This window comes from Streptomyces sp. NPDC104761, assembly GCF_055583445.1.
In genome coordinates, this window is the sequence record NZ_JBVJNZ010000008.1 from 349,407 (window position 1) to 375,116 (window position 25,710).

Consider the following 25,710-nt stretch of genomic DNA (forward strand, 5'->3'; position numbering starts at 1 on the left):
GCCCGCGATCACGGTCCGCGTCAGCTGTACGGGAGGCTTTCCGCCTGTTGGGGGCATTACGCCCGGTTCTGTGGCGTACGTCTAGTACGTCAGCCCGTGGCCGATCGGATACAGCACCCGGGCCGGATCGTCCGCCCGCTGCACCGGTACCGGCAGACGGCCCCGCGGTGCCACCTCGCCCGCGATCACCCGTGCCGCGGCCCGCAGTTCGACGTCGGTCCAGGAGTAGGACGCCAAGCAGGCCTTGACGGAGGGGAGTTGGGCGACATCGTACGGATTGCGCACCGCCACCGCCACCACGGGGACGCCGGTCGCGACCAGCCGTTCCACCAGTTGCTGCTGTCCGCTGCCCGCCGTCACGTTGTACGTCCCGACGACCACCGCGTCCGCCGACCGCGCCGCCGCGACGGCCTGGTCGACGGTCGCGGGGGAGGGGGCCGTGCCCGTGGGCAACGCGGTTGCCGAGAAGCCCAGTTCGGTGAGGGCGGCGGCGAGCACGCCGGTCGGCGGGCCCGTCGTGCCGGACGGCGAGTCCGGGTCGGCGCCGGCGACCAGCACCGTGCGGTGCGTGCGGCGCGAGAGGGGGAGCAGCCCGCCCTCGTTGACCAGCAGGGTGGTGGTGCGCTCGGCGATGCGGTCGGCGGCGGCGAGGTGCCGCGCCGTGCCGACCACCCGGCCGACGTCCTTCGTGTCGACGTACGGCCGGTCGAGCAGCCCCAGCCGGGACTTCAGCCGCAGGATCCGCAGGATCGACTCGTCCAGCCGGGCCTCGGTCAGCTCGCCCTCCCGTACGGCCTTCAGGACGGCGTTCCAGGCGACGTCCAGGGTGGGCGGGTCGAGGAGCTGGTCGACGCCGGCCTTCAGCGCGAGCACCGGCACCCGGTCGTCGCCGTACTTCGTCCGGACCCCCTCCATGCCAAGGGAGTCGGTCACCACCAGCCCGTCGTAGCCGAGTTCGCCGCGCAGGATGCCGGTGAGGACGGGGTGCGAGAGGGTGGCCGGGTCGCCGGAGCCGTCCAGGGCCGGGAACTGGATGTGCGCGGTCATGACCGAGTCGATGCCCGCCTCGATCGCCGCCCGGAACGGGACCGCGTCCAGCTTCTCCCACAGCTCCCGGCTGTGCGTGATCACCGGGAAGCCGGTGTGGCTGTCCACGGCGGTGTCGCCGTGCCCGGGGAAGTGCTTGGCGGTGGCCGCCACCCCCGCCTCCTGGTACCCCTGAACCTCGGCGGCGACCAGCGCCCCGGCCGCCTCCGGGCCGGCCCCGAAGGACCGTACGCCGATGATCGGGTTGGCCGGGTTCACGTTCACGTCGGCGTCGGGGGAGTAGTCCTGCCGGATGCCCATCGCCCGCAGCTCCGCGCCGGAGATCCGGCCGAGGGTGCGGGCGTCGGCCGGCGAGCCGCCGGCCCCCATGGCCATGGCGCCCGGGAAGAGGGTGGCGGGCTTCCCGATCCGGCAGACGGCGCCGTGCTCCTGGTCGGTGGAGATCAGCACGGGCAGGCCGCGCGGCTGCGTCAGCGAGGCCCGCTGGATCCCGTTGGACAGCTCGGCGATCTGCCGCGGGTCCCGGGTGTTGTGCGTCCACGTGAAGTAGATGATCCCGCCGACCCGGTACTTCGCGATCAGCTCGGCGGCGGTGCGGACGCCGATCTCCTTGAGGTTGGCGTCGATGTCGGCCTGGTCGGGGTCGGTGGCCGAATGCCCGTAGACCCGCATCACGAACAGCTGCCCGACCTTCTCCTCGATCGTCATCCGGGAGACGATCGCGCGGAGCCTCCGGTCGTCGGGCCTCCGGTCGTCGGGCCTCCGGTCGTCGCGGCCTGTGCCGCCGGGGCTTTTGCCGTCGGAGCCGAAGGCATCCGTGCCGGTGCCGACGGCCAGTCCCGCGGTGACGCCCGCGGTCGCGGTGAGGACGCTGCGTCTGGAGGGCACGTGCGCTCCTTTTGGTGGGGAATGCACAGTAACCAGAAAGGGGCCGCCATCGGCGCATTGGAGGGGGGCACGTCGATGGCGGCGGGCCGACGGCCGTGGTGCGGCGGAGAGGGTAGGTCAGCGATCGCAGCCAGCAGCGAGGGCCGACACCACACCACGGAGACTCTTCCGGCAGCCTGGGCTTTGGACGGACGGGACGGGGGAGGGGTTCCCGTCGGGCGGTCCGTTTCCGTAATTCGGGAGGGGGGAGCTGGAAGTTACGCCAGGGACAGCTCCCGTCAGGGGCGCCGGGGGTCCCCGGCCGAAGGCTGGGGGAGGAACTGCGCGGCCGGCCCCCACCGCCCGCACCCGACGAACGACCTGTTCCAGCCCCTGGAAACACCCCCACCCGAGCCTCCCGGCAAGCGATCATGGCGGCATGCCCTTCGTCGACATCCCCGGTTCCAAGTCCGTCACCGCCCGCGCCCTCTTCCTCGCGGCCGCCGCCGACGGAGTCACCACCCTCGTCCGCCCCCTCCGCTCCGACGACACCGAGGGCTTCGCCGAGGGCCTGGCCCGGCTCGGCTACCGCGTCGGCCGCACCCCCGACACCTGGCAGGTGGACGGCCGCCCGCAGGGCCCCGCCCTCCCCGAGGCCGAGGTCTACTGCCGGGACGGCGCCACCACCGCCCGCTTCCTGCCCACCCTCGCCGCGGCCGGCCACGGCAGCTACCGCTTCGACGCCTCCGAGCAGATGCGCCGCCGTCCCCTCGCCCCGCTCACCCGCGCCCTGCGCGACCTCGGTGTCGACCTGCGCCACGAGGCGGCCGAGGGCCACCACCCGCTGCGCATCGAGGCGGCCGGGGTCGAGGGCGGCGAGGTGACGCTCGACGCCGGGCAGTCCTCGCAGTACCTCACCGCCCTGCTCCTGCTCGGCCCGCTCACCCGCAAGGGCCTGCGGATCCGGGTGACGGACCTGGTGTCCGCGCCGTACGTGGAGATCACCCTCGCGATGATGCGGTCGTTCGGGGTGGAGGTGGCGCGCGAGGGCGACGTCTTCGTCGTGCCGTCCGGCGGCTACCGGGCCACGACCTACGCGATCGAGCCCGACGCCTCCACCGCGAGCTACTTCTTCGCCGCGGCGGCCGTGACCGGCCGGGAGGTCACCGTCCCGGGGCTCGGGCGGGGCGCCCTCCAGGGCGACCTGGGGTTCGTGGACGTCCTGCGGCGGATGGGTGCGGACGTGGAGATCGGCGAGGACCGGACGACCGTCCGGCGCACCGGCGAGCTGCGCGGCCTGACCGTCGCCATGCGGGACATCTCCGACACCATGCCCACCCTCGCGGCCATCGCCCCCTTCGCGAGCGGTCCCGTCCGGATCGAGGACGTGGCGAACACCCGGGTGAAGGAGTGCGACCGGCTCGACGCCTGCGCGGAGAACCTGCGCCGGCTGGGGATCGAGACCGCCACGGGCGAGGACTGGATCGAGATCCGGCCCGGCACGCCCGCCCCGGCCGAGATCAAGACCTACGGCGACCACCGCGTCGTGATGTCCTTCGCGGTGACCGGGCTGCGCACGCCCGGGATCTCCTTCGACGACCCGGGATGCGTGCGGAAGACGTTCCCCGGCTTCCACGAGGCGTTCGGGGAACTGGCCGCGGGGTGGGGGATCCCGGCCGCCGGCGTGTGATCGCGGAGGTCAGGCCGACTCGTTGAGCAGCCGGGACAGGTGCTCCCGGCCCGCCGCCAGCAGCCCGGGCAGCGGGGCCGCCTCCTCGTACCAGCGCTTCTCGTACTCCCAGCACAGCCAGCCGTCCCAGCCGTGCCGGGAGAGCACCTCCACGCACTCGGAGAGGGGGAGGACCCCGGCGCCGAGCGGCAGCGGGGTGGTGTCGTCGGCCGAGGCGATGTCCTTGACCTGGACGTAGCCGAGGTGCGGGGCGAGCGCCGCGTAGCTCTCGGCGGGCTGCTCGCCGCCCAGCCAGGTGTGCATGACGTCCCAGAGCGAGCCGACCATGCGGTGCCCGACCGGGCCGAGGACGCGGATCGCGGCGGCGCCGGTGGGGTGCGAGTCGTGGGTCTCGAGGAGGACCCGTACGCCGAGCGCGGCGGCGTCCTCGGCGACCGTGCCGAGCCGCCGGGCGGCGATCGCGTCGGACTCGGCGGCCGGCAGGTCCGGGTCGGCGCCCGGGAAGACGCGGACGTAGGAGGCGCCCAGGTCGTGGGCGAGCTGGAGGAGTTGGCGGGTCTCGTCGAGGACCGGTGCGTCGTCACCCGGCGCCGCGAGGCGCGCGTACCCGGCGACGCCCAGGACCTCCACCCCGGTCGCCTTGAACTCGGCGGCCACGTCGGACCGCGCGGCCGGGCCGAGGCCGGGATGGACGGGCTCCTCCGGGTGGGCGCGCAGCTCCACGCCGTGGTAGCCGTTGGCCGTGGCGAGCGCCAGGACGTCGGGCACCGGCAGACCGGGAACCCCGAGGGTGGAGAAGGCGAACTTCATGCCCACCAACCTACTTCTCACTCACCGGTTCCGTGCAGGTCCAGGCGCCAGTCCTGGCCGACCAGGTCCTTGCCGAAGGAGCGGTGCGGTTTCTCTGCGGTGAGGACGAAGCCGTGCCGCTGGTAGATGCGGCGGGCGGCGGACAGCACGTCGTTGGTCCACAGGACCAGCTCCCGGTAGCCGACCCCGCGCGCGAAGTCGGTCACGGCGGTGACCAGCCGGTCGCCGATGCCGAGCCCGCGGGCCTCCGGCTCCACGAGCAGCAGCCGCAGCCGCGCGGTGCCCGGGGCGTCGTCCCGCACGCACATCACGCAGCCCACCGGCCGCCCGGCCCACTCGGCGATCCAGGTCCGCTCCAGGTGCGGGTCGTGGTCCTCGGCGTAGTCGGCGACGATCCGGGCGACGAGGCCCTCGTAGTCGGTGTTCCAGCCGTACTCGGCCGCGTACAGGGCGGCGTTGCGCTGCACGATCCAGCCCAGGTCGCCGGGGTGCGGCTCGCGCAGCACGACCTCGCCGGATCCCTCGGGGGCGTGCCCGTCGCCGAGGATCGTGCGGATGGTGCGCATCGCCTCGGCGAGGCGGGCCCGCTCGCCAGGGTCGACCGCGCCCAGCAGCGAGCCGACCGATTCCCGGGCCCGCTCGTCCAGCAGCCCGGCCGCGGACCGGCCGCCCGGGGTGAGCGAGACGCGCCGCCGCCGCGGGTCCTTCGCGGAGGGCGCGCGCTCGATCAGCCCGGCCTCCTCGAATTTGTTGAGGATCCGGCTCAAGTACCCGGCGTCCAGCGCGAGATCGGAGCGCAGGTCGGCCGCGTCGGTGTCGGCGGCGTGCGCGAGCTCGTAGAGCACCCGGGCCTCGGTGAGGGTGTACGGGGCGTAGAGGTGGCGGCCGTAGTCGAGGGCACCGATGAGGTTGGTGTAGAAGCGGTTGAAGGCACGGACGTCCTGGACGGTCATGGCTGGACCCCGATGGTTGACTGAGTCAGAGATACCGTGCCTCCGAGGCTATCCCGCCACCCCGCCCGGCCGGAAGGCGTTCGGCCCGAACGGCGGCCCCGCAGGCTTTACTTGTTCTTTTTTGCGCAGCCGTGGCCCTGCTTTTGACTTCGCCGCGCCCGCGCCGTAGGTTTATACACGAACGTCACTTATGTCCGTTTCAACGAGAAGGTGACGTGGTCCGCCGGACAGCCCGGACGGGTGCGGAGAACCGGCATCACGGGCGGCGGACGCGCCCGGAGCTGCGCGCAGGCTCCGGAACGCAAAACAGGGCGGCCGGCCCTTCTGACACGGCGGCCGTCGTAACAACCCACACCCTCGGAGAGGGGCGAAACCATGCGCGCGCACACCACACGTATGAAGAGGGTCGCCATCGCTGCGATTTCGGCACCCATCCTGGCGCTCGGCGCCGGAGCCGGCATCGCCAGTGCGGCCACCCACGCGGCGCCCGACCACGTCGTCACCTACCAGGACAACGGCGGTGGCGGTGGCGGCGGCGGTCACGGCGGCGGCGGTGGCGGTGGCCACGGCGGCGGCGGTGGCGGCCATGGCGGCGGAGGCTACGGCGGCGGCGGTCACGGTGGCGGAGGCTACGGTGGCGGCGGCTACGGCGGTCACGGAGGTTACGGCGGCGGCTACGGCGGCCACGGCGGCTACGGCGGCTGGGGCGGCTGGGGCGGCTGGGACGACGACTACGGCTATGGCTACGGCGGCCACGGCGACCACGGCGGCTATGGCGATCACGGCGGCTACGGCGGCGGCTACGGCGGCGGCGGCTACGGCGGCGGCGGTTATGGCGGCGGCGGTCACGGCGGCGGCGGTTATGGCGGTGGCGGTCACGGCGGCGGCGGTGGCGGCGGCCACGGCGGCGGCGGTGGCGGTGGCGGCCGGTGAGTGACACTCCCTGACAGCACCGGTGAGTGACACTCGCTGACAGCAAAGGACGGATCCGGGTGCCCGGCCTTCGGGCACCCGGATCCGTGCGTGCAACCTCTTGCCCCACGGGCGTCCGGGGCATCTGAGCCGTGCCCCCGGTGAGACAGCACCCCGAAGGGACGCTGGGGGTACCCCCGGCCGAAGGCTGGGGGAGGAACTGCGCGACCAGCCACGACGGTGCCGCAGACGACGGTCGCCGGACGGTGGGTCGCGGCGCTCCCGGCGGACCGCTCTGGCGGAACGCCCGTCAGCCGCGCGGCACCCCCGACGACCCGCGCACCATCAGCTCCCCCCGCACCGTGGCGATGCCGCCCGGCGGCGGCTCCTCGCGGCCCATCGCGATGCGGCCGGCCCGCGCCCCCGCTTCCGCGAGCGGCAGCCGGACCGTCGTCAGCGACGGCACCGCGTCGATGCTGAACGGCAGGTCGTCGAAGCCGGCCACCGACACGTCCGCCGGAATCCGCAGCCCCGACTCCCGCAGCGCCGCGCACGCGCCCAGCGCGACCGAGTCGTTCGCCGCCACCACCGCGGTGAGCGACGGGTCCCGGCGCAGCAGCTCCAGCGTCGCCTCGTACCCCGCCCGCCGGTCGTAGCGCCCGTGCACGGTCCAGCGCGGGTCCTCCTCGATGCCGGCCTCGGCGAGCGCGGCCCGGTGGCCCTCCAGGCGGTGCCGGGTGGTCGTCCGCTCCTCGGGGCCCGCGATGTAGCCGAGGCGCCGGTGGCCCAGCCCGATGAGGTGCTCGGTCAACTGCTTGCCGCCGCCGCGGTTGTCGAAGGTCAGCGCCACCGCGTCGGTGTCCGGCGCCGGCGGCCGCCCGCACAGCACCACCCGGGTCCCCGCGTCCGCCAGCTTGCGCAGCTTCGCCGCCACCGCGGCCGCGTGCGGCGCGTCCTCCACGGCCCCGCCGGTCAGGACGACCGCGGCCGCCCGCTGCCGCTGCAGCAGGGTCAGGTACGTCAGCTCCCGCTCCGGCGACCCCCCGGTGTTGCAGGTCACCGCGAGCCGCTCGCCGCCCGCGCGTCCGCCCGGACCGCCGATCTCGGCCTGGATCGCGCTGGCCATGATTCCGAAGAAGGGGTCGGCGATGTCGTTGACGAGGATGCCGACCAGGTCGGAGGTGGCCGCGGCGAGCGCGCTCGCCGGCCCGTTGAGGACGTAGTCCAGCTCGTCCACCGCCCGCAGCACCCGTTCCCGCGTGGTCGCCGCCACGGGGTAGTTGCCGTTCAGTACGCGCGACACCGTCGCGGGCGAGACCTGGGCGCGGGCCGCCACGTCCGCCAGGGTCACCGTCATCTCGTCGTCCTCCGGTCGCGCATCTCGTCGTACGCCGTCGTACCCAGCCTGATCGACAGAGCGATCAACAGCTTGCTCAAAGGAAGCCCCCTTGCCGTGCAGACCATAAGGCCATTCACTCCTGTTGTTCGCCCCCTCGAACAACTCGACCGCATCACGGTCTTGTACAGGCCAGGGGTCAAAGGCTAACTTCAGACCATATAGAAAGCGCTTGCTGCGTTGCTGAGACGCACGCGGACGAAGGGAAACACGTGAACCGCAAGACGGTGCGTATCGCCATGAACGGCGTCACCGGGCGCATGGGCTACCGCCAGCACCTCGTCCGCTCGATCCTCGCCCTGCGCGAGCAGGGCGGACTCGACCTCGGCGAGGGCACGGTGCTGTGGCCGGAACCGGTCCTCGTCGGCCGTCGCGAGCACGCGCTCCGCGAGATCGCCGACCGCCACGGCCTCTCCGACGAGCACATCTCCACCGACCTGGCGGCCGTGCTCGCCGACCCCACCATCGACATCTACTTCGACGCGCAGGTCACCTCCGCCCGCGAGGAGGCCATCCAGCAGGCCGTCGCGGCCGGCAAGCACATCTACACCGAGAAGCCGACGGCCACCGGCCTCGACGGCGCCCTGGAGCTGGCCCGGCTCGCACATGCCAAGGGCGTCAAGTCCGGCGTCGTCCAGGACAAGATCTTCCTGCCCGGCCTGCTGAAGCTGAAGCGGCTCATCGACGGCGGCTTCTTCGGCCGGATCCTCTCGGTCCGCGGCGAGTTCGGCTACTGGGTCTTCGAGGGCGACTGGCAGGAGGCGCAGCGCCCGTCCTGGAACTACCGGGCGGAGGACGGCGGCGGCATCGTCGTCGACATGTTCCCGCACTGGGAGTACGTGCTGCACGAGCTGTTCGGCCGGGTGAAGTCCGTCCAGGCCCTCACCGCCACCCACATCCCGCAGCGCTGGGACGAGGACGGCAAGCCCTACGACGCGACGGCGGACGACGCCGCGTACGGCATCTTCGAGCTCGACGGCGGCGCCGTCGCCCAGATCAACTCCTCCTGGGCGGTCCGCGTCAACCGCGACGAACTGGTCGAGTTCCAGGTGGACGGCACCGAAGGCTCAGCGGTCGCCGGCCTGCGGAACTGCCGGGTCCAGCACCGCAGCGCCACCCCCAAGCCGGTCTGGAACCCGGACATCCCCGCCACCTACGCCTTCCGCGAGCAGTGGCAGGAGGTCCCCGACAACACCGAGTTCGACAACGGCTTCAAGGCCCAGTGGGAGCTGTTCCTCAAGCACGTCTACGCCGACGCCCCCTACCACTGGGACCTGCTGGCCGGCGCCCGTGGCGTGCAGCTCGCCGAGCTGGGCCTGAAGTCCTCGACGGAGGGCCGCCGCATCGAGGTCCCGGAGATCGCGCTGTGACCATCCATCTCCCGGCCGCGGACGGGTCGGTGCGGGCCTACGAGCCGCGCACCGAGCCGCTCGCCGTCACCCCGGGCACCCCCTTCACCTCCCGTACGGTCTTCTCGGCGGCGCACGTCGTCGCCGACCCCTTCGCCGACACCAACCCCGACGCGCCCGCTGCCGTCGACTGGGACGCCACCCTCGCCTTCCGCCGCCACCTGTGGTCGCACGGCCTGGGTGTCGCCGAGGCGATGGACACCGCCCAGCGCGGGATGGGCCTGGACTGGGCGGGTGCGGCCGAGCTGATCCGCCGCAGCGCCGCCGAGGCCCGTGCGGTGGGCGGCCGGATCGCCTGTGGCGTGGGCACGGACCAGATCACCGGCGGCACCCTCGCCGAGATCCGGGCCGCGTACGAGGAGCAGCTCGCGCTCGTCGAGGAGTCGGGCGCCCAGGCCATCCTGATGGCCTCCCGAGCGCTCGCCGCCACGGCCACCGGCCCCGAGGACTACCTCGACGTCTACGGCCACCTGCTGCGCCAGGCCGCCGAGCCGGTGGTCCTGCACTGGCTGGGCCCGATGTTCGACCCGGCGCTGGCGGGCTACTGGGGCTCGGCCGACCTCGACGCGGCCACCGAGACCTTCCTGGAGGTCATCGCCGCCCACCCCGACAAGGTCGACGGCATCAAGGTCTCCCTGCTGGACGCGCAGCGCGAGGTCGAGCTGCGCCGCCGCCTGCCGCAGGGGGTCCGCTGCTACACCGGCGACGACTTCAACTACCCCGAGCTGATCGCGGGCGACGAGCAGGGCTTCAGCCACGCCCTGCTCGGCATCTTCGACCCGCTGGGACCGCTGGCGGCGCAGGCGGTACGGCTCCTGGACACGGGCGACACGGCTGCCTTCCGAGGCCTCCTGGACCCCACGGTCGAGCTCTCCCGGCACCTCTTCCAGACCCCCACCCGCTTCTACAAGACGGGCGTGGTCTTCCTGGCCTGGCTGGCCGGACACCAGACCCACTTCACGATGGTCGGCGGCCTCCAGTCGGCACGCTCCCTGCCGCACTTCGCGCGCGCCTACGAACTCGCCGACGGGCTGGGCCTGTTCCCGGACCCGAAGCTGGCCGAGGACCGCATGAGGACCCTCCTCGCCCTGTACGGAGTCAACCAGTGAGCGGCGACCTGTCCCGTTTCTCGATCAACCAGATGACCGTCAAGCAGCTGACGCTGCCCGAACTGGCCGACGCCTGCCAGGAGCTGGGCGTACCTGGCGTAGGCCTGTGGCGCGAGCCGGTCCAGTCCTACGGCCTCGACGCGACCGCCAAGCTGGTCCGCGAGGCCGGCCTGACGGTCACCACCCTGTGCCGGGGCGGTTTCCTCACGGCGATCGACCCGGACGAGCGCGCGGCGGCCCTGGCCGACAACCGCCGGGCGGTCGAGGAGGCCGCGACCCTCGGCACGGACACCCTGGTCCTGGTCTCCGGCGGCCTGCCCGCGGGCTCCAGGGACCTGCACGGCGCCCGCGAACGCATCGCCGACGCCCTCGGCGAACTCGGCCCCTACGCCGAACAGCACGGCGTCCGCCTGGCGATCGAACCCCTCCACCCGATGTTCGCCTCCGACCGCTGCGTGGTCTCCACCCTCACCCAGGCGCTGGACCTCGCGGAACGCTTCCCGGCCCACCAGGTCGGGGTCACGGTCGACACGTACCACATCTGGTGGGACGACCGGGCGCCCGAGCAGATCGCGCGGGCCGGCGCGGGCGGCCGTATCCACACCTTCCAACTCGCCGACTGGACCACCCCGTTGCCCGAGGGCGTCCTCAACGGCCGCGGCCAGCTCGGCGACGGCGCGATCGACATGCGGGAGTGGAAGGGATACGTGGAGGCGGCCGGTTACACCGGCCCCATCGAGGTGGAGCTCTTCAACGACGGGCTGTGGGCGCGGGACGGACGGGAGGTGCTGGCGGAGACGGCGGAACGCTTCCTCGAGCACACCTCGGACTGACGGGCCGGTGGCCTGCCCGGCTCCCGTGCCGACGGGCAGGCCACGCCCCCGCGGGTTGACCCTCGACCTGGTGCAGGGCCCAGAGTGCCGGGTGTGGAGAACGACATGCGCAGCATCGGGGAGATGGCCCACGACAGCGGCCTCGGCGTGAGTGCCCTGCGGTTCTACGACCGGGCCGGTGTGCTGGTCCCCGCCTGGGTGGATCCGGTGAGCGGGTATCGCTGGTACGAACCCGCGCAGCTCGAAGAGGCCCGGCTGCTGGCCCGCCTGCGCCGGGCCGGGATGCCGCTGGCGGACGTCCGGCTGGTACTGGCCGGCTGGTCCGGCCCGGACACCGACCTGGTCCGCAAGCTGCTCGCGGTGCACCTGCGCCGTCTGGAACAGGGGCTGTCCGACGCCCGCACCGAGTTCTCCGCGCTCCGAGCCCTACTCGACCACCGGGAGAACGTCATGACCTCACTCCGCACCGCCGCCGTCCGCCTGTCCGTCGCCGCACCGGAGCTGGCGGCCGCGCTGGACACGGTTCGCTTCGCGGCCAGCACCGACCCCGACCTGCCCATGCTCGGCGGGATCCTGTTCGACATCGAGGGCGACAGCCTGCACGCCGTGGCCACCGACCGGTACCGGATGGCGGTCGCGCGGGCCGCTGTCGCCGGGTACGAGGGCGGCCGGGTGCAGGTCGTCGTGCCCGCTCCGCTCGCCGACGCGATGCGGCCGCTGCTGGACGGCGAGACAGCCGTGGGGCTCTCCGTCGACGGTGACCGGGTGGCACTGGAGGCCGGGGACCGGCAGGCGGCCGGCCGCTGCCTGGACCACGACTTCCCCGACTACCGCCGTCTCCTGCCCCGGCCCGGCGGGCGCCGCGCCGTCGTCGAGGTGGCGGCCTTCCGGCAGGCCCTGGAGACGGGTCCCGTCCGCTCCGCGGAGGCCGGGGCACCCGACCTCAGCGTGCTCAGGGTGGCGGACGACGGCACGGTCGCCCTCTGCGCCGACGCCGACGACGACCCCGAGCGCGTCGCCGTCAATCGTGAGTTCCTGCTGGCCGCGCTGGCCGCCGGGGCCCGTGACCGGCTGGTTCTGGAGCTGGGCGCGCCCACGGCGCCGATCGCGATCCGCCGGCCCGACGGCGAGGACGCCTTCTCGCTCCTGATGCCGGTCCGGCTGGAGAACTGACGGGTGCCCCGAGATCCTGCCCCACCCCGTCCGATCCGGGGTGGGGCAGGTGTCGTGGGGGCCTGTGGGCTGGGTACGGCGAGTGGCGGCCGCGCCGGGGCCGACGGAGGATGGGAACGCTGCTCCCGCGCCGTGCCGCTGAGGAGGCCCGGACATGCGCTGGTGGTCGTCGCTGATCAGGATCGGCCGGGACGGGCTGCGCATCCAGCGGGCGTTCGCGGCCCCGTCGGCGATCGCGCGGGCCGTACTCGGGGTCCTGCTCGCCACAGTCCTCGGCCTGCTGCTGGACGACCCGGTGGCCGGGGCCATGGCCGGAGTCGGTGCGTTCATCTGCGGCATCGGCACGATGGTGAGCCCGTTGCGTCACCCCGTGGTCAACGCGCTCGGGATGGCCGCGGCCTTCAGCGCGATGGCGGTGCTGGGGGCCCTGGTGCACGGAACCACCTGGGCGTTCCTGCTGTTGCTCGGGGTCGCGGCGTTCGCCACCGGGCTCTGGCGGACGCTGGGCGTCGCGTCCGGCATCCGGGGCTGCCTCGCGGTCATCGGGTTGATGATCACGGCCGATCTCGCTCCCGGCGTACACGGCGGGCTGGTGATGGCCGGGTGGATCGCGGTCGGGACCGGGCTCGTCGTGGTGGTGCAGCTGCTCCCGCCGTACGGGCCACGGTTCGCCGCCCAGCGCCGCGCCCTCGCCGCCCTGTACCGGTCGCTCGCCGAGGCCTCGGTCGCGGCCGAACCCGCCGCCCTGGGCGGGACCGCTCCGTTCACGACGGCCCGGCAGATGCTGGACCTGCTGCCCCAGTTCAGCCGGCCGGCCGCGGCGCCCCTGTTCGGGCTGCTGGGCGAGGCCGAGCGCATCCGCAGGGCGCTGCACACCGTCCGGCTGACGGAACCGGCGGCCGGGAACCAGGAGGCGCTGGCCGCCGCCGCGCAGGTGCTGGGCGCCGTCTCCCGTACGGTGGCCTCCGGCCGCGGGCACCGCCCCGCCGACTCGGCCGGCACCCTCCTGGAGTCGTGGGCGGCCGCCTCGCCCGTGCGCGGCCCGCGCGACCTGGCCGCGCGGCTGCGGCAGGCCGAGCAGTTGGCCCGGTCCTCGACCGACGACCGCCTCGGCGATGTGCTGGAGCCCCACGCAGAGGTGCCGGGTCTGTACGCGGGCACCCCTTCCGTGGCGCGCACCGCCCGGCGGATCCGGGCGCAGCTGCGTCCCCAGTCACCGATCTTCCGCCATGCGGTGCGGCTCGCGGTCGCCGTGGTGGTCGCCGAGGTCATCGGCCGCTCGATCGGCGGGTGGGGTGGTCTCGGCATCTCCGCGCACGGATTCTGGGTGTCCCTGACCACCATGCTGGTGCTCTTCCCCGAGTACGGACACACCGTCGCCCGCGCCTGGGGACGGGCGGCCGGGGCCGTGCTGGGCGGCGTCCTCGCCTGGGCGCTGTCCCTGCCGCACTGGTCGCCCGGCGGCCTCGCTGCCCTGTCGGTGGTGCTGGCCGCGGCGTCGTTCGTCACCCTGCGGACCGGGCAGCTGATGCTCAACCTGTGGCTGACCACCTGGATCGTCTTCCTGATCCACCACGTCGGCGGGCTGCCCGGGCCGACGGCGTGGGCGCGCGCCGCCGACACGGTGGTCGGCGCCGTGCTCGCCGTACTCGTCTTCCTGGTCTGGCCGACCTGGTCCGCTCGGCGGGTGCCGGGCCTCCTCGCGGAGTGGCTACGGGTGCAGGACCGGCTGCTGCCCGAGCTGCTGACCGGCTACGCCGACGTCGGGGCGGCCGACCGGGCCGCCGTCGACGCACTGCGCACCCGGTCACGGCAGCTCAGGGGGCACCTGACAGCAGCGGTCGAGCAGTCGCATGCCGAGCCGGCCGAGCACCGCTGCCCCTGGTCGGGTGCGCAGCTGGAGCAGATCAGGACCCAGGTGTCCACGGTTGCCCGATGCGCCACCCTGCTGGGTGAGAACCTGCCGCGCACCCCGCAGGACACCGTGCCGGAGCTGACCGAACTGGTCGATCCGCTGCATGAACACCTCACCGCCCTGGCCCGCGCCGCCGCCGGAGCCGAGACCGTGGCCCCGGGGGCACTGCGGCGTGTTTTCGACTCCTTCACCGCCCGCTCGGGTCTGCCGGCCGAGACGACCGACGGCTCCGGCAGTGTCACGGCCGGCCGCGCCGTCGCTCTGAGCACCGCGACCGTCGACGCCGTGGAAGCCCTGACCGCGACCATCGCCTCCCGTCACCGCCCCCGCCGCCACGCGGCGGCCTGAGACTGCGCCGGGCGGTGTGCTCACCTGCGGATGACGTGGTCCGACGGGTACGGAGTGGTCGGCGTGAGGGGTGTGCCTTCGGCCGCCGCCGACATCGGCTGGGCGACGAGGAAAGGAACCGGCAACGGGGAGGTGGGAGGGAAGCCGGGCCTGGCGGCGTCGAGATGGGCATCGAGGTTCAGTGCGGCGGTGACGAGGGCGAGGTGGGTCAACGCCTGTGGGAAGTTGCCGAGTTGCTCGCCGGTCAGCCCGATCTCCTCCGAGTACAGGCCGAGGTGGTTGGCGTAGGTGAGCATCTTCTCGAAGACGAGGCGCCCTTCCCGCAGATGTCCGGCGCGGGCGAGGGCTTCGACGTACCAGAACGTGCATGCGGAGAAGGTGCCTTCGGAACCGAGCAGTCCGTCGGGAGAGGCAGCGGGGTCGTACCGGTACACGAGGCCGTCGGACACGAGGTCATTCTTGATCGCGTCCAGGGTCGAGAGCCACCGCGGATCCTGTGGGGGGATGAACCCCACCGCGGGCATCCGCAGGAGTGCGGAGTCCAGGACGTCGCTGCCCAGGTACTGCGTGAACGCCGCCCGCTGCGGATCCCACCCCCGCCGCAGGATCTGCCAGTAGATGGCGTCGCGTTCCTTCGTCCAGCGCTGCACCTCGGCGGGGCGGCCGCTGCGGGTGGCCATGCGGACGGCCCGGTCCAGCGCGGTCCAGCTCATGAGCCGTCCATAGGTGAAGTCCTTGTCGCCGCCCCGGGTCTCCCAGATGCCGGCTTCGGGACGGTCCCAGTTCTTGCACACCCAGTCCACCGTGTTGATCAGCGCCTGCCAGATGCGGCAGGTCGTCGGCAGACCCTGCTGGTCGGCGAAATGGAGGCATTCCAGTGCCGACCCGTAGATGTCGAGCTGCAACTGGTCGGCGGCCCCGTTGCCGACCCGTACCGGGGCGGAGCCTCGGTAGCCTTCCCAGTGACCCAGGGTCTGTTCCGCGAGGTCGGAGGAGCCGTCGATGCGGTACATGACCTTCAGGGGGTGCTCGCCCGGACCGGTGTACTCCTGAACGCGGTTGCCCAGCCACTCGGTGAACGCCACGGCTTCCTCGGTGAATCCCAGCCCGAGCAGCGCGTGCAGGGACAACGAGGCATCGCGTACCCACGCGTAGCGGTAGTCCCAGTTGCGCTCGCCCCCGACCTGTTCCGGCAGGCTGGTGGTCGGAGCCGCGACCATCGCCCCGGTCGGGGCGTACGTCATGAGTTTGAGCGTCATGGCGGAGCGGTTGACCATCTCCCGCCACCGCCCGGTGTAACGCGAACGCGCCAGCCAGTGGTGCCAGAAGGTGATCGTGTCCTCCAGGAGCCGTTCACACTCCTCGGGTGGGACGGTGCGTGGCGGGCCGTCGGCGAACGTCTCCAGCACCAGGCCCCGGGTCATGCCGGCCCGCAGCCTCACGGTCATGCACACGTCGTCGTCGCGAATCCTCCGGTCGCCCACGCACTCCTCGCCGGGTGTGTCCACCGTGTGGACGGTCACCTCCGTGTCGCGGCCGGCGAAGTGCCAGCCGCCCGTGTGCGAGGTGACCTCGTGCGGTTGGCGTGCGTAGTCGAACCGGGGGGCGATCTCCATGTCGAACGAGATCTCACCGCGTGTGCACCGCAGCATGCGGACGAGCCGGTGACGGTTCGTCGGAGCCCGTGGCGAGGCGGGCGGCATGAAGTCCACGACCGATCCGACGCCTTCTTCGGTCATGAACCTGGTGAGCAGCACGCAGGTGTCCGGGTAGTAGAGCTGCCGCGTCGCGTACGTCGGTGCCCGCGGCGCGATCGTCCAGTGGCCGCCGTTCTCCGTGTCGAGCAGCGCCCCGAAGACACTCGGCGAGTCGAATCGCGGGCTGCAGAACCAGTCGATGGTCCCCTCGGTGGAGACCAGCGCGGCCGTCTGCAGGTCACCGATGATTCCATGGCGTTCGATCAGCGGGCGTTCGCTCATGGGGCCTCTTTCCCCTTGCGTCTGGCGCCGGCGGTGACGTCGCCGCTGCCGGCCACGCCGCTCGCGGTCGCACGACGCGCTCCCACCTCCAGACTGCACGGCGGGCACAGGGTTCGCATCACTCCCGGAGGAGGACCGGGAGCGCGCTACGTCCCGTGACCCGTGAGCACGCTGCGGAACGGTCGGGTGCCCCGCCGGGCGGTACACACGACCCCGGACGGAAAATCTCGGACCGGCGTACAACCGTCGCGGCGCCCCGCTGGTCATAGCTGGCGTCAGGGCTTTCGGAGGGGGATCCGGGGGGATCGTGGGGGTTCTGACGCGGAGGGGGAAGAGCCGAGGGGGTTCGGTCGACGGACCGGGCCCCCTCGAAGCGTGCCCGGGGGTGTCCGGGCCTGCCCGGGCGGGCCGGGCACGTCCCGGCGCCGGTGCGGCCGATTCCTGAGTTGTTCCCGGGAGCCGTGTGCTCCAGGCTGCTCCTGACCGGACTGCTGTTCGACTCGGGGGGCGGTTCTCGTGCTGCGCATCCACTTCACGCCTCGTGATCTGACCCGCATCGAGGTCGCGAGCGCCCCGGACCCGCTCTGGGAGATCACCTGTAGCCTGCACCGATTACAGACCTCGCGAGGCCGCTGGGCCTACGCGGACTGGTACCGCGAGACCCGGACCACCCTCGCCGACACCCCGCTCGGCGCGGCCGTGCGCCGGCTCCTGATCCCGATCCTGCCCCGGGCCCGCTACCTGCCCGACTTCCTCACCCCGCACGAGGCCGCCGACGGCCTGGACCGCGGACTCGCGGCCGTCGTCGACACACCGCCCGAGCGGGTCGCCCACGAGGTCCGGATGCTGGACCGGTCAAGCCGCGCCCCCGACTGGGCGCCCCGGCTGGTGGAACGCCAGACCAGGGAAGAACTGGCCAAACTTCTGCGCACCTACCACGAAGCTGTGATCGCACCCCACGAGAGCCGGGTCGCCGCCGCCGTCGCCGCGGAGCGTGCCCTGCTGGCGCGCGACGCCCTCGACACGGGGGCCGACGGACTGCTCCGCGGCCTGTCGCCCGCCGTCCGCTGGCAGCCGCCGGTCCTCCAGGTCGACTACGTCGAGGACCGGGACCTGCATCTCGCCGGCCGCGGGCTGCGCCTGGTCCCCTCGTACTTCTGCTGGCAGTCACCGGTCTCGATGGCGGACGACACCCTGCGGCCCGTCCTGGTCTACCCCGTGCACGGGACCCGCCGCACCGTCCCCGAACTCCCGCCCGACGCCACGCTCGCCGCACTGCTCGGCCGTACCCGCGCGGCCGCCCTGCGGTTCCTCGCGCTCGGCGCGACCACCTCCGAACTGGCCCGCCTGCTGGGCGTCTCGACGCCCACGGCCACCCATCACACGACCGTCCTGCGCGACGCCGGCCTGGTCATCAGCCGGCGCCGCCACAACACCGTGCTGCACACCCTCACGCCGCTCGGGGCCGCGTTGCTCAGGTCGACCTCGGGGCGCGCCCCACGAGCCACGTGAGTGTCTCCCGTACCACCGGAGCGGCGAACTCCGGCGACCGGCGGGGGACTTTAGACCCCTGTCGAAGGGTGTGGTCCGCGGGACACGTGCTCTGCGAGCGTTTCGGGTGCCCGATCCACCTCACATCCGAACCAGATGGGGGAAACCATGAGGAAGGCCATCACCGCCGGCGCGTTCGCGCTCGTCGCCGCCGCCGGCTGTCTGGTGTTCGCGCCCGCCGCGTCCGCCGCCCCGGACGCCTGCGTGACGTCCACGCTCACCACCTCGGCGTACGAAGGCACCGGCGGTACCCACGTCAAGAAGTCGGCCAGCAGCAGCTGCAGCGACCTCAACCTGACCTACGTCAACGACACGACGGTCTACGGCTACGACGGTTACGCCGGCCGCCTGTACCACAGCTCCACCGGCACCTGGAAGACGTGCGACGCGGGCTACATCTGGCTCTACGACGGCTCCTACGCCGTCAACAGCGAGCTGCTGTGCACCGACGTCTCCGACAACACCACGTTCACCGTGGCGAGTGCGGCGAACGGCGGCGACACGGTCCACGTCGTGCACTGACCCGGCTCCAGGGCCTCCGGTCCCCGGCGGGTCCGGAGGCCCTGTCCGCCGCGTGCGGGACACGCAGGACAAGCAGGACACACAGGACACGCAGGACACACAGGACACGCAGGACACACAGGAAGTGGAGGGGAGAGGAGTGGTCCGGATGTTCCGGCGCCCGGTCCTGGTGCGCGCGGCGCTCGCGGCGGCCGTCGCCCTGCTCGGCACCGCGTGTGCCACCGACGCCGTGCGGCAGTCCGGCCCGTCGGCCGCGACCGTGGCCCCGGCCCGCCTCGGCCGCACCCTGCCCGACGACCCGGTGCGCATGGTCCTGCCGGCGACGGGGGCCGAGACCCGGTGGACCCAGGGCCTGTACGTGTTCGGGCAGCAGGTGACCCGGGTCGCCGCCGCCGACTGCGCCCGTGAGGGCGGGTTCGCGATGCCCGCCGAGCCCCCCCTCGCGTTCATCCGCTTCTTCGCCCTGCCCGACCTGGACTTCGTCGCCCGGCACGGGCTGAGCGCCAGCGCCGACGTGCCCGCGGCCGCCGCCGCTCCCACCACGGCCCGCGCCGGCAGCGCGGCACAGGTGCGCCGCTGCCAGGCACAGGGCGCGAAGGCCGCGGCCGCGCTGAGTGACCTCTATCTCCCCCTGGAGCAGCGGTGGTTCGGCGAACTCGGCGCCGTGGACCGCACCCCCGCCACGGTCCGGGCCCGGCGTGGCCTGCCCGGCTGCCTGGCCGGGCACGGGGCCCCGGCCAAGGACGAGAGGGCCTTCATGGGGGTGGCCGACGCCCGCGAGCAGGCCGTGGCCCCCGCCGAACTCCCCGCCACCGAGCGGGCCATGGGCCGTGTCTACGCGGACTGCATGCGTCCCGTCGAGGCCGTCCGCGACCCCGCCCGGCTGAGCCTGCGCACGCGTTTCCTCGCGGACCACGCCGCCGAGGTCCGCACCCTGCGCCAGCGGCTCTTCCCTGCCCTGCGGGCGGCGGAGCGGCGGTACGGCGTGACCCTGGTGTTTCCCGAGCCCTGAGCGCTCCGCCGTCTTTCGTCTGCGGCGCCGTCGTGGCTGGTCGCGCAGTTCCCCGCGCCCCTTTGGGGCGCGTTGGCCGCGGCCGGGGTGCAGAAGGACCCCCGCGCCCCTTTCGGGGCGCGTCACCTGGTCGGCGTTCAGAAGAACACGCCGCACCGCAGCAGTACGTTCGCGTACGGGTGGGCCTCGCCGGTTCGTACGATCAGGCGGGACTGTGCGGACAGGGTCTTCAGCCGCTCGTGCGGGACCAGGGCCAGGTCGGGGAAGTGGCCGTCCAGCAGGGCGGCGGCGGCCGGGTTGGCCTCGCGCACCTCTGTCGCGGCCGTCGCGCCCTCCACGACCAGCTCCGCCAGCAGCCCCTCCAGCACCTCCGCGAAGGACGGCACCCCGGCCCGGAACGCGAGGTCCACGACCCGCGGGCCCTGCGGGATCGGCATCCCGGCGTCGCACACCAGCACCAGGTGCCCGTGCCCCAACTCCGCCAGCGCACCGGCGAGATGACGGTTGAGGATTCCCGCCCGCCTCACAGCGCCTCGACCTCCGCCGCCGTCGGGTACGACTCCTGCGCACCCCGCCTGGTCACCGCCGCCGCCCCGACCCGCGCCGCGTACGCCGCCGCCTCGGCGAGCGACGCGCCCGCTCCGAGCCGTACCGCGAGGGCCGCCGTGAACGCGTCCCCGGCGCCGGTCGTGTCCACCGCGTCCACCTTCACGGAGGCGACGTGCGAGACCCCGTGGCCGTCGGCCACCAGCGCACCCTCCGCGCCCAGCGTCACCACCACCGACCTCGGGCCCTTGGCGAGCAGGAGCCGCGCCCAGTCGGCCGGTTCCTCGCTGACGCACGCCTCGCCGAGGATCACCCGCGCCTCGTGCTCGTTCACGATCAGCGGGTCGCAGGCCGCCAGGACCTCGCCGGGAAGAGGCCGCGGCGGGGAGGGGTTGAGGACGAGACGGCTGCCGGGGGCCAGGTTCCGTACGACCTCGAGGACCGTCTCCAGCGGGATCTCCAGCTGCGTGGACACCACCCGGGAGGCGTGGAAGAGGCTGACCGCGGCCCGCACGTCCGTGGGCGTGAGACGCCCGTTCGCGCCCGGCGAGACGACGATGCTGTTGTCGCCGGAAGGGTCCACGGTGATCAGGGCGACCCCGGTCGGCGCCCCGCCCGCCAGCACACCCACCGTGTCCACACCGGCCGCCCGCTGCGAGTCGAGCAGCAGCCTGCCGTGCGCGTCGTCGCCGACCCGGGCCAGCAGGGCGGTGCGGGCACCGAGCCGGGCGGCCGCGACCGCCTGGTTGGCGCCCTTGCCACCGGGATGGGTGGCGAGATCGCCGCCGAGCACGGTCTCACCGGCGCCCGGCCGCCGCTCGACACGGATCACCAGGTCGGCGTTGGCCGATCCCACGACCAGGAGGTCGTAGTCGTACATCAGTTGACTCCCTAAACGACTGAACGGCGGACGGAGTGAGGCGGCCGGGGGGTCAATTCAACCGCCCGGCCGCCGCTCCGGTGTGTCAGCCCGTGAAACCGGCCACGTTGTCCTTCGTGACCACCTTCACCGGCACCTTGATCGCCGAGGGGATCTTCTGGTCCTTGACGGCCTTCAGCGCGTTGTCCACGGCGATCTTCCCGAGCTGGCTGGGCTGCTGGGCCACCGACGCGTACAGCGTGCCGTTCTTGACCGCGGCCAGCCCGTCCGGCGTGCCGTCGAAGCCGATCACCGAGACCGAGGAACCGGCCTTGGATCCCAGCGCCTTGATCGCGCCGAGGGCCATCTCGTCGTTGGCCGCGATGACGCCCTGGACGTCCGGGTGGGCCTGGAGCAGGTTCGACATCACGTCGAGGCCCTTGGTGCGGTCGAAGTCGGCGGGCTGCTGGGCCACCACCTGGATGCCGGGGTAGGCCTTCAGGCCGTTGGCGAAGCCCTGCGCCCGCTCCCGGGCCGCGGAGGTACCGGCCTGGCCCTGCAGGATCACGATCTTGCCCTGGCCGCCGAGCTTCTCGGCGATCGTCTTGGCGGCCAGTTCGCCGCCGGTGACGTTGTCGGAGGCGACCAGCGTCGCCGTCTTCGCGTTGTTCACACCGCGGTCGACGGCGATCACCGGGATGTCCGCCTTGCCGGCGGCCTTCACGGAGTTGCTCGCCGCGTCCGAGTCGACCGGGTTGACGATGATCGCGCCGAGCCCGGAACTGGTGAAGTTCTGCAGCTGGTTGGCCTGCTGCGAGGCATCGTTCTGGGCGTCGGTGACGGTCAGGTCCACGCCCTGCTTCTTCGCCTCCGCCTGGGCACCGGCCCGGATCTGCACGAAGAAGGGGTTGTTGAGCGTGGACAGGGACAGGCCGATCTTCGTGCTGCCCGACGAGGAGCCCGTGTGCAGCAGCGAGGTCGCGGCCACCAGGGCCACGGTCACGACCGCGGCGAGCGCATACGTCCCGGCCTGCCTGCCCTTGTTGCCCCCGGTGCCGGCGGCGAGCGGGGTGGCCCCGGCCTTGCGGCGGACGGTGTCCAGGAGCACGGCCAGCGCGATGACGACACCGATGACCACCTGCTGCCAGAACGCGGACACGTTGAGCAGGTTGAGGCCGTTGCGCAGCACCGCGAGGATCAGCGCGCCGATCAGCGTGCCGGACGCCTTGCCGGTGCCGCCCGCCAGCGAGGCGCCGCCGATCACGACGGCCGCGATCGCGTCCAGCTCGTAGCCGTTGGCGGCCTGCGGCTGCGCGGAGGACAGCCGGGCGGCCAGCACGATGCCGGCGACGGCCGCGAACAGCCCGGACAGCGCGTAGATGGCGAGTTTCTGCTTGTTCACCCGCAGCCCGGAGAGCCGGGCGGCCTCCTCGTTGCCGCCGATCGCGTACATCGAGCGCCCGATGTAGGTCCGGCCGAGGACGAAGGCCGCGACCAGCCCCATGAGGACCATGACCAGCACCGGCACCGGCAGCCAGCCGCCGAGGGTGTCACCGAGGTGCGAGACCGAGCCGGGGAAGGCGATGGGGGAGCCCTCCGAGATCACCAGCGCCAGGCCGCGGGCCACCGACAGCATCGCGAGCGTCGCGATGAACGGCGGCAGCTTGCCGTAGGCGATGAGGAAGCCGTTGACGAGACCGGCAGCGATGCCGGTGGCGACGGCGAGGACGACGGCCAGGAACACCGGCACCCCGTGCGAGGTGGCGCTCCACGCCAGCACGGTGGCCGACAGGGCCGCCACCGAGCCGACCGACAGGTCGATGCCCGCCGCGACGATCACGAAGGTCGCGCCGAAGGCGAGGACGGCGGTCACGGCCGCCTGGACGCCGACGTTGAGCAGGTTGTCGGTGGTGAGGAAGTCCCCGGACAGCGCCGACATGGCGATGACGAGAACGATCAGCGCGGTGAGGGCGCCGTTGTCGAGGAGCAGCCGGCGCACGCCGGAGACGCCACCGGCGCCCGCGCTCCCGCTCTTGAGCGTGTCAGTGGCCACGTCCGGCCTCCTTGTCGGTTGTGGTGGTGGGGGTGCCCGGGGTGCCCGGGGTGCCGGGGGCGCTGACGGCGAGTGCCATCACGGAGTCCTGGGTGGCCTCGTCCGCGGTCAGTTCGCCCGCGATCCGTCCCTGGGCCATCACCAGCACGCGGTCGCTCATCCCGAGGACCTCCGGCAGGTCGCTGGAGATCATCAGTACGGCGGCCCCGGCTGCCGTGAGTTCGTTGATCAGCTGGTAGATCTCGACCTTGGCACCGACGTCGATGCCGCGCGTCGGCTCGTCGAGGATCAGCACCTTGGTGTCGGCGAGCAGCCACTTGCCGATGACGACCTTCTGCTGGTTGCCGCCGGAGAGCGTCCGCACGTGCTGGCCGAGCCCGGCCATCCGCACACCCAGCTGCCCGGCGATCCGCTCGGCGGCCACATGCTGGCCCCTGAGGTCGACGATCCCGGCCCGGGTGGCCCTGCGCATCGTCACCAGCCCGAGGTTCTCCTCGACGGAGGCGTCCAGGACCAGCCCCTGCCCCTTGCGGTCCTCGGGGACGAGCCCGATCCCGGCCGCCATGGCCGCGTTGACGTCGTACCGCCTGAGCGCCGTACCGGCGACCTGCACGGCCCCCTTGTCGTACGGATCGGCCCCGAACACGGCCCGTACGACCTCCGTACGGCCCGCACCCACCAGGCCCGCGATCCCGACGACCTCTCCGGCGTGCACCTCGAAGCTCACGTCGTGGAAGACCCCGTCGCGGGTCAGCCCCTGGACGGAGAGCAGCGCGGCCCCCGTCTCGGTGCGTTCGCGCGGGTACTGCTGCTCGATGGACCGCCCGACCATGAGGCGTACCAGCTCCTCCTGCGGGGTGGTGGCGGGCACCTGGCCCACGCTCTTCCCGTCGCGGATCACCGTCACCCGGTCGCCCAGGGCGGCGATCTCCTCCAGGTGGTGTGTGATGAAGACGATCCCGACGCCGTCGTCCCGCAGCTGCCGCACGATCGCGAAGAGCTTCTCCACCTCCTCCGAGGTGAGGACGGCGGTCGGCTCGTCCATGATCAGCACGCGTGCGTCCAGGCTGAGGGCCTTGGCGATCTCGACCATCTGGAGCCGGGCGATACCGAGTTCACGCACCCGGGCCCGCGGCGACACGTTCACACCGACCCGCTTCAGCAGGACCTCGGCGTCGGCCTCCATCCGCTTGCGGTCGATCATCCCGAAGCGGCGCGGCTGCCGGCCCAGGAAGATGTTCTCGGCGACCGTGAGGTCGGGTACGAGGTTGAACTCCTGGTAGATGGTGGCGATCCCGAGCCGCTCGGAGTCCTGCGCACCGTGGATGCGCACCTCCTCGCCGCCGGCCAGGATCCGCCCCGTGTCGGGGGTGTAGGCGCCGGAGAGCATCTTGATGAGGGTGCTCTTGCCCGCGCCGTTCTCACCGAGGAGTACGTGCACCTCGCCCCGGCGCAGGTCGAAGTCGACGCCGTCGAGCGCGACCACGCCGGGGAAGGACTTCCGTATGCCCTCGATGCGCAGCAACTCGTCCGGGTTGCTCACGACGTGCTCCTTTGCACAGGGGTGGGGGTCTGCGGGACAGGGGTGGGGGTCTGCGGGGGGTGGGGGACGCGGCCCTCGCCGCACGAGCGGCGGACGACGAGCCGGGCCGGGAGTGTGACGGACTGCGGGGGCCGTCCCTCGATGCGGTCGACCAGCGCGCGTACGGCCGCGCGGCCGAGTTCACGGGTGGGCTGGGCGATGGCGGTGACCGGGGGGTCGGTGTGCACGAACCACGGGATGTCGTCGAAGGCGGCCAGTGCTATGTCACATGGCACCCGCAGCCCCCGCGCCCGCACCGCGTCCAGCGCCCCCAGCGCCATCAGGTTGTCGGTGGCGAACACGACCTCGGGCGGCTCGGGCAGGTCCAGGAACCCCTCGGTGACCCGGCGCCCGCTCTCCGCCTGGAAGTCGCCCTGGCCGATGTAGGCGTCGGGGAGGGGGACGCCGTACTCGGCGAGTGCCTCGCGGAAGGCCTGGACGCGTTCGCTGCCGGTGGTGGTCGCCGCAGGCCCGGCGATGATCGCGACCCGCCGGTGCCCGAGCCCACACAGGTGGGCGACGAGATCGCGGATCGCGGCCCGCCCGTCCGCCCGCACGACGGGGACGTCCACCCCCGGGATCCACCGGTCGACGAACACCATCGGCGTCCCGGCCCGCGCCGCCTCCAGCATCAGCGGCGAGCCGCCGTCGGTGGGGGAGACGAGCAGGCCGTCGATCCGCCGGTCGAGCAGCGTCCGTACATGGTGGTCCTGCAGTTCCGGCCGCTCGTCGGCGTTGCCGATGATGACGCTGTAGCCGAGGGCGCGGGCCGCCTCCTCGACCGAGCGGGCCAGCTCGGTGAAGTAGGGGTTCATCACGTCGCTGATGACCAGGCCGAGGGTGTGGGTCTGGTCGGTGCGCAGGGAGCGGGCGACGGCGTTCGGGCGGTAGCCCAGCGTCGCGACGGCGGCCAGGACGCGGGTACGGGCGTCGGCGCTGACCGACGGATGGTCGTTCAGGACCCGGGACACCGTGGCGACGGAAACCCCCGCCTCGGCGGCGACGTCCTTGATGCTCGCCATCGCCGCTCCACCTCCTTGTGGAATCGATTACACGGCTGCGTGTACCGAGGATTGGAATCGATTACACGACGCCGGGGCAAGGCCCTGGAGGTGGCCGAAATCCAATCGTGACCGAAGGTGAG

General features: G+C 72.9%; 20 protein-coding genes. 10 read left to right on the plus strand and 10 right to left on the minus strand.

The features are described from left to right. Positions 1 to 81: 81 nt before the first annotated feature. The gene (locus tag ACZ63F_RS23515) at positions 82 to 1,935 is read right to left on the minus strand and encodes a glycoside hydrolase family 3 protein (protein ID WP_469713445.1); all 1,854 of its coding nucleotides are present in this window, start codon (positions 1,933 to 1,935) and stop codon (positions 82 to 84) included. A gap of 418 nt (positions 1,936 to 2,353) precedes the next feature. Between ACZ63F_RS23515 and aroA the strand changes: the two genes are divergently transcribed. Continuing rightward, on the plus strand, positions 2,354 to 3,604 hold the full coding sequence (gene aroA, locus ACZ63F_RS23520; RefSeq protein ID WP_469713446.1) for a 3-phosphoshikimate 1-carboxyvinyltransferase: 1,251 nt from the start codon (positions 2,354 to 2,356) through the stop codon (positions 3,602 to 3,604). Between the two features lie 9 nt (positions 3,605 to 3,613). Here the strand turns inward: aroA and ACZ63F_RS23525 are convergent, their stop codons facing one another. Both ACZ63F_RS23525 and ACZ63F_RS23530 read right to left on the minus strand, forming a co-directional pair. After that, a complete protein-coding gene (locus ACZ63F_RS23525) occupies positions 3,614 to 4,414 on the minus strand; it encodes a sugar phosphate isomerase/epimerase family protein (RefSeq protein WP_390639720.1) in 801 nt (266 codons plus the stop codon). 17 nt (positions 4,415 to 4,431) lie between these two features. After that, positions 4,432 to 5,367: a bifunctional helix-turn-helix transcriptional regulator/GNAT family N-acetyltransferase gene (locus ACZ63F_RS23530; RefSeq protein ID WP_469713447.1), complete on the minus strand. Its 936-nt coding sequence runs from the start codon at positions 5,365 to 5,367 to the stop codon at positions 4,432 to 4,434. A 396-nt stretch (positions 5,368 to 5,763) separates the two neighbouring features. Between ACZ63F_RS23530 and ACZ63F_RS23535 the strand changes: the two genes are divergently transcribed. Further along, positions 5,764 to 6,300, plus strand: a complete 537-nt coding sequence (locus ACZ63F_RS23535; protein WP_469713449.1) for a hypothetical protein — start codon at positions 5,764 to 5,766, stop codon at positions 6,298 to 6,300. A gap of 289 nt (positions 6,301 to 6,589) precedes the next feature. Here the strand turns inward: ACZ63F_RS23535 and ACZ63F_RS23540 are convergent, their stop codons facing one another. After that, complete coding sequence (locus ACZ63F_RS23540; RefSeq protein ID WP_469713451.1) at positions 6,590 to 7,636, minus strand: LacI family DNA-binding transcriptional regulator; 1,047 nt, start codon at positions 7,634 to 7,636, stop codon at positions 6,590 to 6,592. 251 nt (positions 7,637 to 7,887) lie between these two features. Here ACZ63F_RS23540 and ACZ63F_RS23545 point away from each other — a divergent pair, with 251 nt between their 5' ends. From ACZ63F_RS23545 to ACZ63F_RS23565, 5 genes are all read left to right on the plus strand, one after another. Further along, a complete protein-coding gene (locus ACZ63F_RS23545; protein WP_469713453.1) occupies positions 7,888 to 9,045 on the plus strand; it encodes a Gfo/Idh/MocA family protein in 1,158 nt (385 codons plus the stop codon). Further along, entirely contained in the window at positions 9,042 to 10,193 is a 1,152-nt protein-coding gene (locus ACZ63F_RS23550) for a dihydrodipicolinate synthase family protein (protein WP_469713455.1), read from the plus strand. Before ACZ63F_RS23545 ends, ACZ63F_RS23550 begins: the two co-directional genes overlap by 4 nt. 32 nt (positions 10,194 to 10,225) lie before the next feature. After that, positions 10,226 to 11,026 carry a sugar phosphate isomerase/epimerase family protein gene (locus ACZ63F_RS23555; RefSeq protein WP_469713581.1) on the plus strand — a complete coding sequence of 267 codons (801 nt, stop codon included), beginning with the start codon at positions 10,226 to 10,228 and terminating at the stop codon, positions 11,024 to 11,026. Between the two features lie 105 nt (positions 11,027 to 11,131). Next, entirely contained in the window at positions 11,132 to 12,199 is a 1,068-nt protein-coding gene (locus tag ACZ63F_RS23560; protein WP_469713457.1) for a DNA polymerase III subunit beta family protein, read from the plus strand. Between the two features lie 154 nt (positions 12,200 to 12,353). Beyond that, positions 12,354 to 14,462: an FUSC family protein gene (locus tag ACZ63F_RS23565; RefSeq protein WP_469713459.1), complete on the plus strand. Its 2,109-nt coding sequence runs from the start codon at positions 12,354 to 12,356 to the stop codon at positions 14,460 to 14,462. Between the two features lie 20 nt (positions 14,463 to 14,482). Here ACZ63F_RS23565 and ACZ63F_RS23570 read toward each other — a convergent pair whose 3' ends face one another. Next, positions 14,483 to 16,441, minus strand: coding sequence for a glycoside hydrolase family 15 protein (locus ACZ63F_RS23570; RefSeq protein ID WP_469713461.1), 1,959 nt, complete (start codon positions 16,439 to 16,441; stop codon positions 14,483 to 14,485). Positions 16,442 to 16,957: 516 nt separating this feature from the next. On the opposite strand from ACZ63F_RS23570, the gene ACZ63F_RS23575 reads away from it, so the two are divergent. From ACZ63F_RS23575 to ACZ63F_RS23585, 3 genes are all read left to right on the plus strand, one after another. Beyond that, a complete protein-coding gene (locus ACZ63F_RS23575; RefSeq protein ID WP_469713463.1) occupies positions 16,958 to 17,953 on the plus strand; it encodes an ArsR/SmtB family transcription factor in 996 nt (331 codons plus the stop codon). 147 nt (positions 17,954 to 18,100) lie between these two features. After that, positions 18,101 to 18,514, plus strand: coding sequence for a hypothetical protein (locus ACZ63F_RS23580; RefSeq protein ID WP_469713464.1), 414 nt, complete (start codon positions 18,101 to 18,103; stop codon positions 18,512 to 18,514). 148 nt (positions 18,515 to 18,662) lie between these two features. Further along, positions 18,663 to 19,526, plus strand: coding sequence for a hypothetical protein (locus ACZ63F_RS23585; protein WP_469713466.1), 864 nt, complete (start codon positions 18,663 to 18,665; stop codon positions 19,524 to 19,526). Positions 19,527 to 19,663: 137 nt separating this feature from the next. Here the strand turns inward: ACZ63F_RS23585 and rbsD are convergent, their stop codons facing one another. The 5 genes from rbsD to ACZ63F_RS23610 form a co-directional block, all read right to left on the minus strand. Then, positions 19,664 to 20,053: a D-ribose pyranase gene (gene rbsD, locus ACZ63F_RS23590; RefSeq protein WP_469713467.1), complete on the minus strand. Its 390-nt coding sequence runs from the start codon at positions 20,051 to 20,053 to the stop codon at positions 19,664 to 19,666. Next, positions 20,050 to 20,952 (minus strand): ribokinase, encoded by a 903-nt coding sequence (locus tag ACZ63F_RS23595; RefSeq protein ID WP_457698459.1) that lies wholly within the window; start codon positions 20,950 to 20,952, stop codon positions 20,050 to 20,052. Before ACZ63F_RS23595 ends, rbsD begins: the two co-directional genes overlap by 4 nt. An 85-nt stretch (positions 20,953 to 21,037) precedes the next feature. Further along, positions 21,038 to 22,984, minus strand: a complete 1,947-nt coding sequence (locus ACZ63F_RS23600) for an ABC transporter permease/substrate-binding protein (RefSeq protein ID WP_469713470.1) — start codon at positions 22,982 to 22,984, stop codon at positions 21,038 to 21,040. Next, on the minus strand, positions 22,974 to 24,527 hold the full coding sequence (locus ACZ63F_RS23605; protein WP_469713471.1) for a sugar ABC transporter ATP-binding protein: 1,554 nt from the start codon (positions 24,525 to 24,527) through the stop codon (positions 22,974 to 22,976). The genes ACZ63F_RS23600 and ACZ63F_RS23605 overlap by 11 nt, the downstream gene beginning before the upstream one ends. Continuing rightward, on the minus strand, positions 24,524 to 25,588 hold the full coding sequence (locus ACZ63F_RS23610) for a LacI family DNA-binding transcriptional regulator (protein ID WP_457698454.1): 1,065 nt from the start codon (positions 25,586 to 25,588) through the stop codon (positions 24,524 to 24,526). Before ACZ63F_RS23610 ends, ACZ63F_RS23605 begins: the two co-directional genes overlap by 4 nt. Positions 25,589 to 25,710 lie beyond the last annotated feature (122 nt).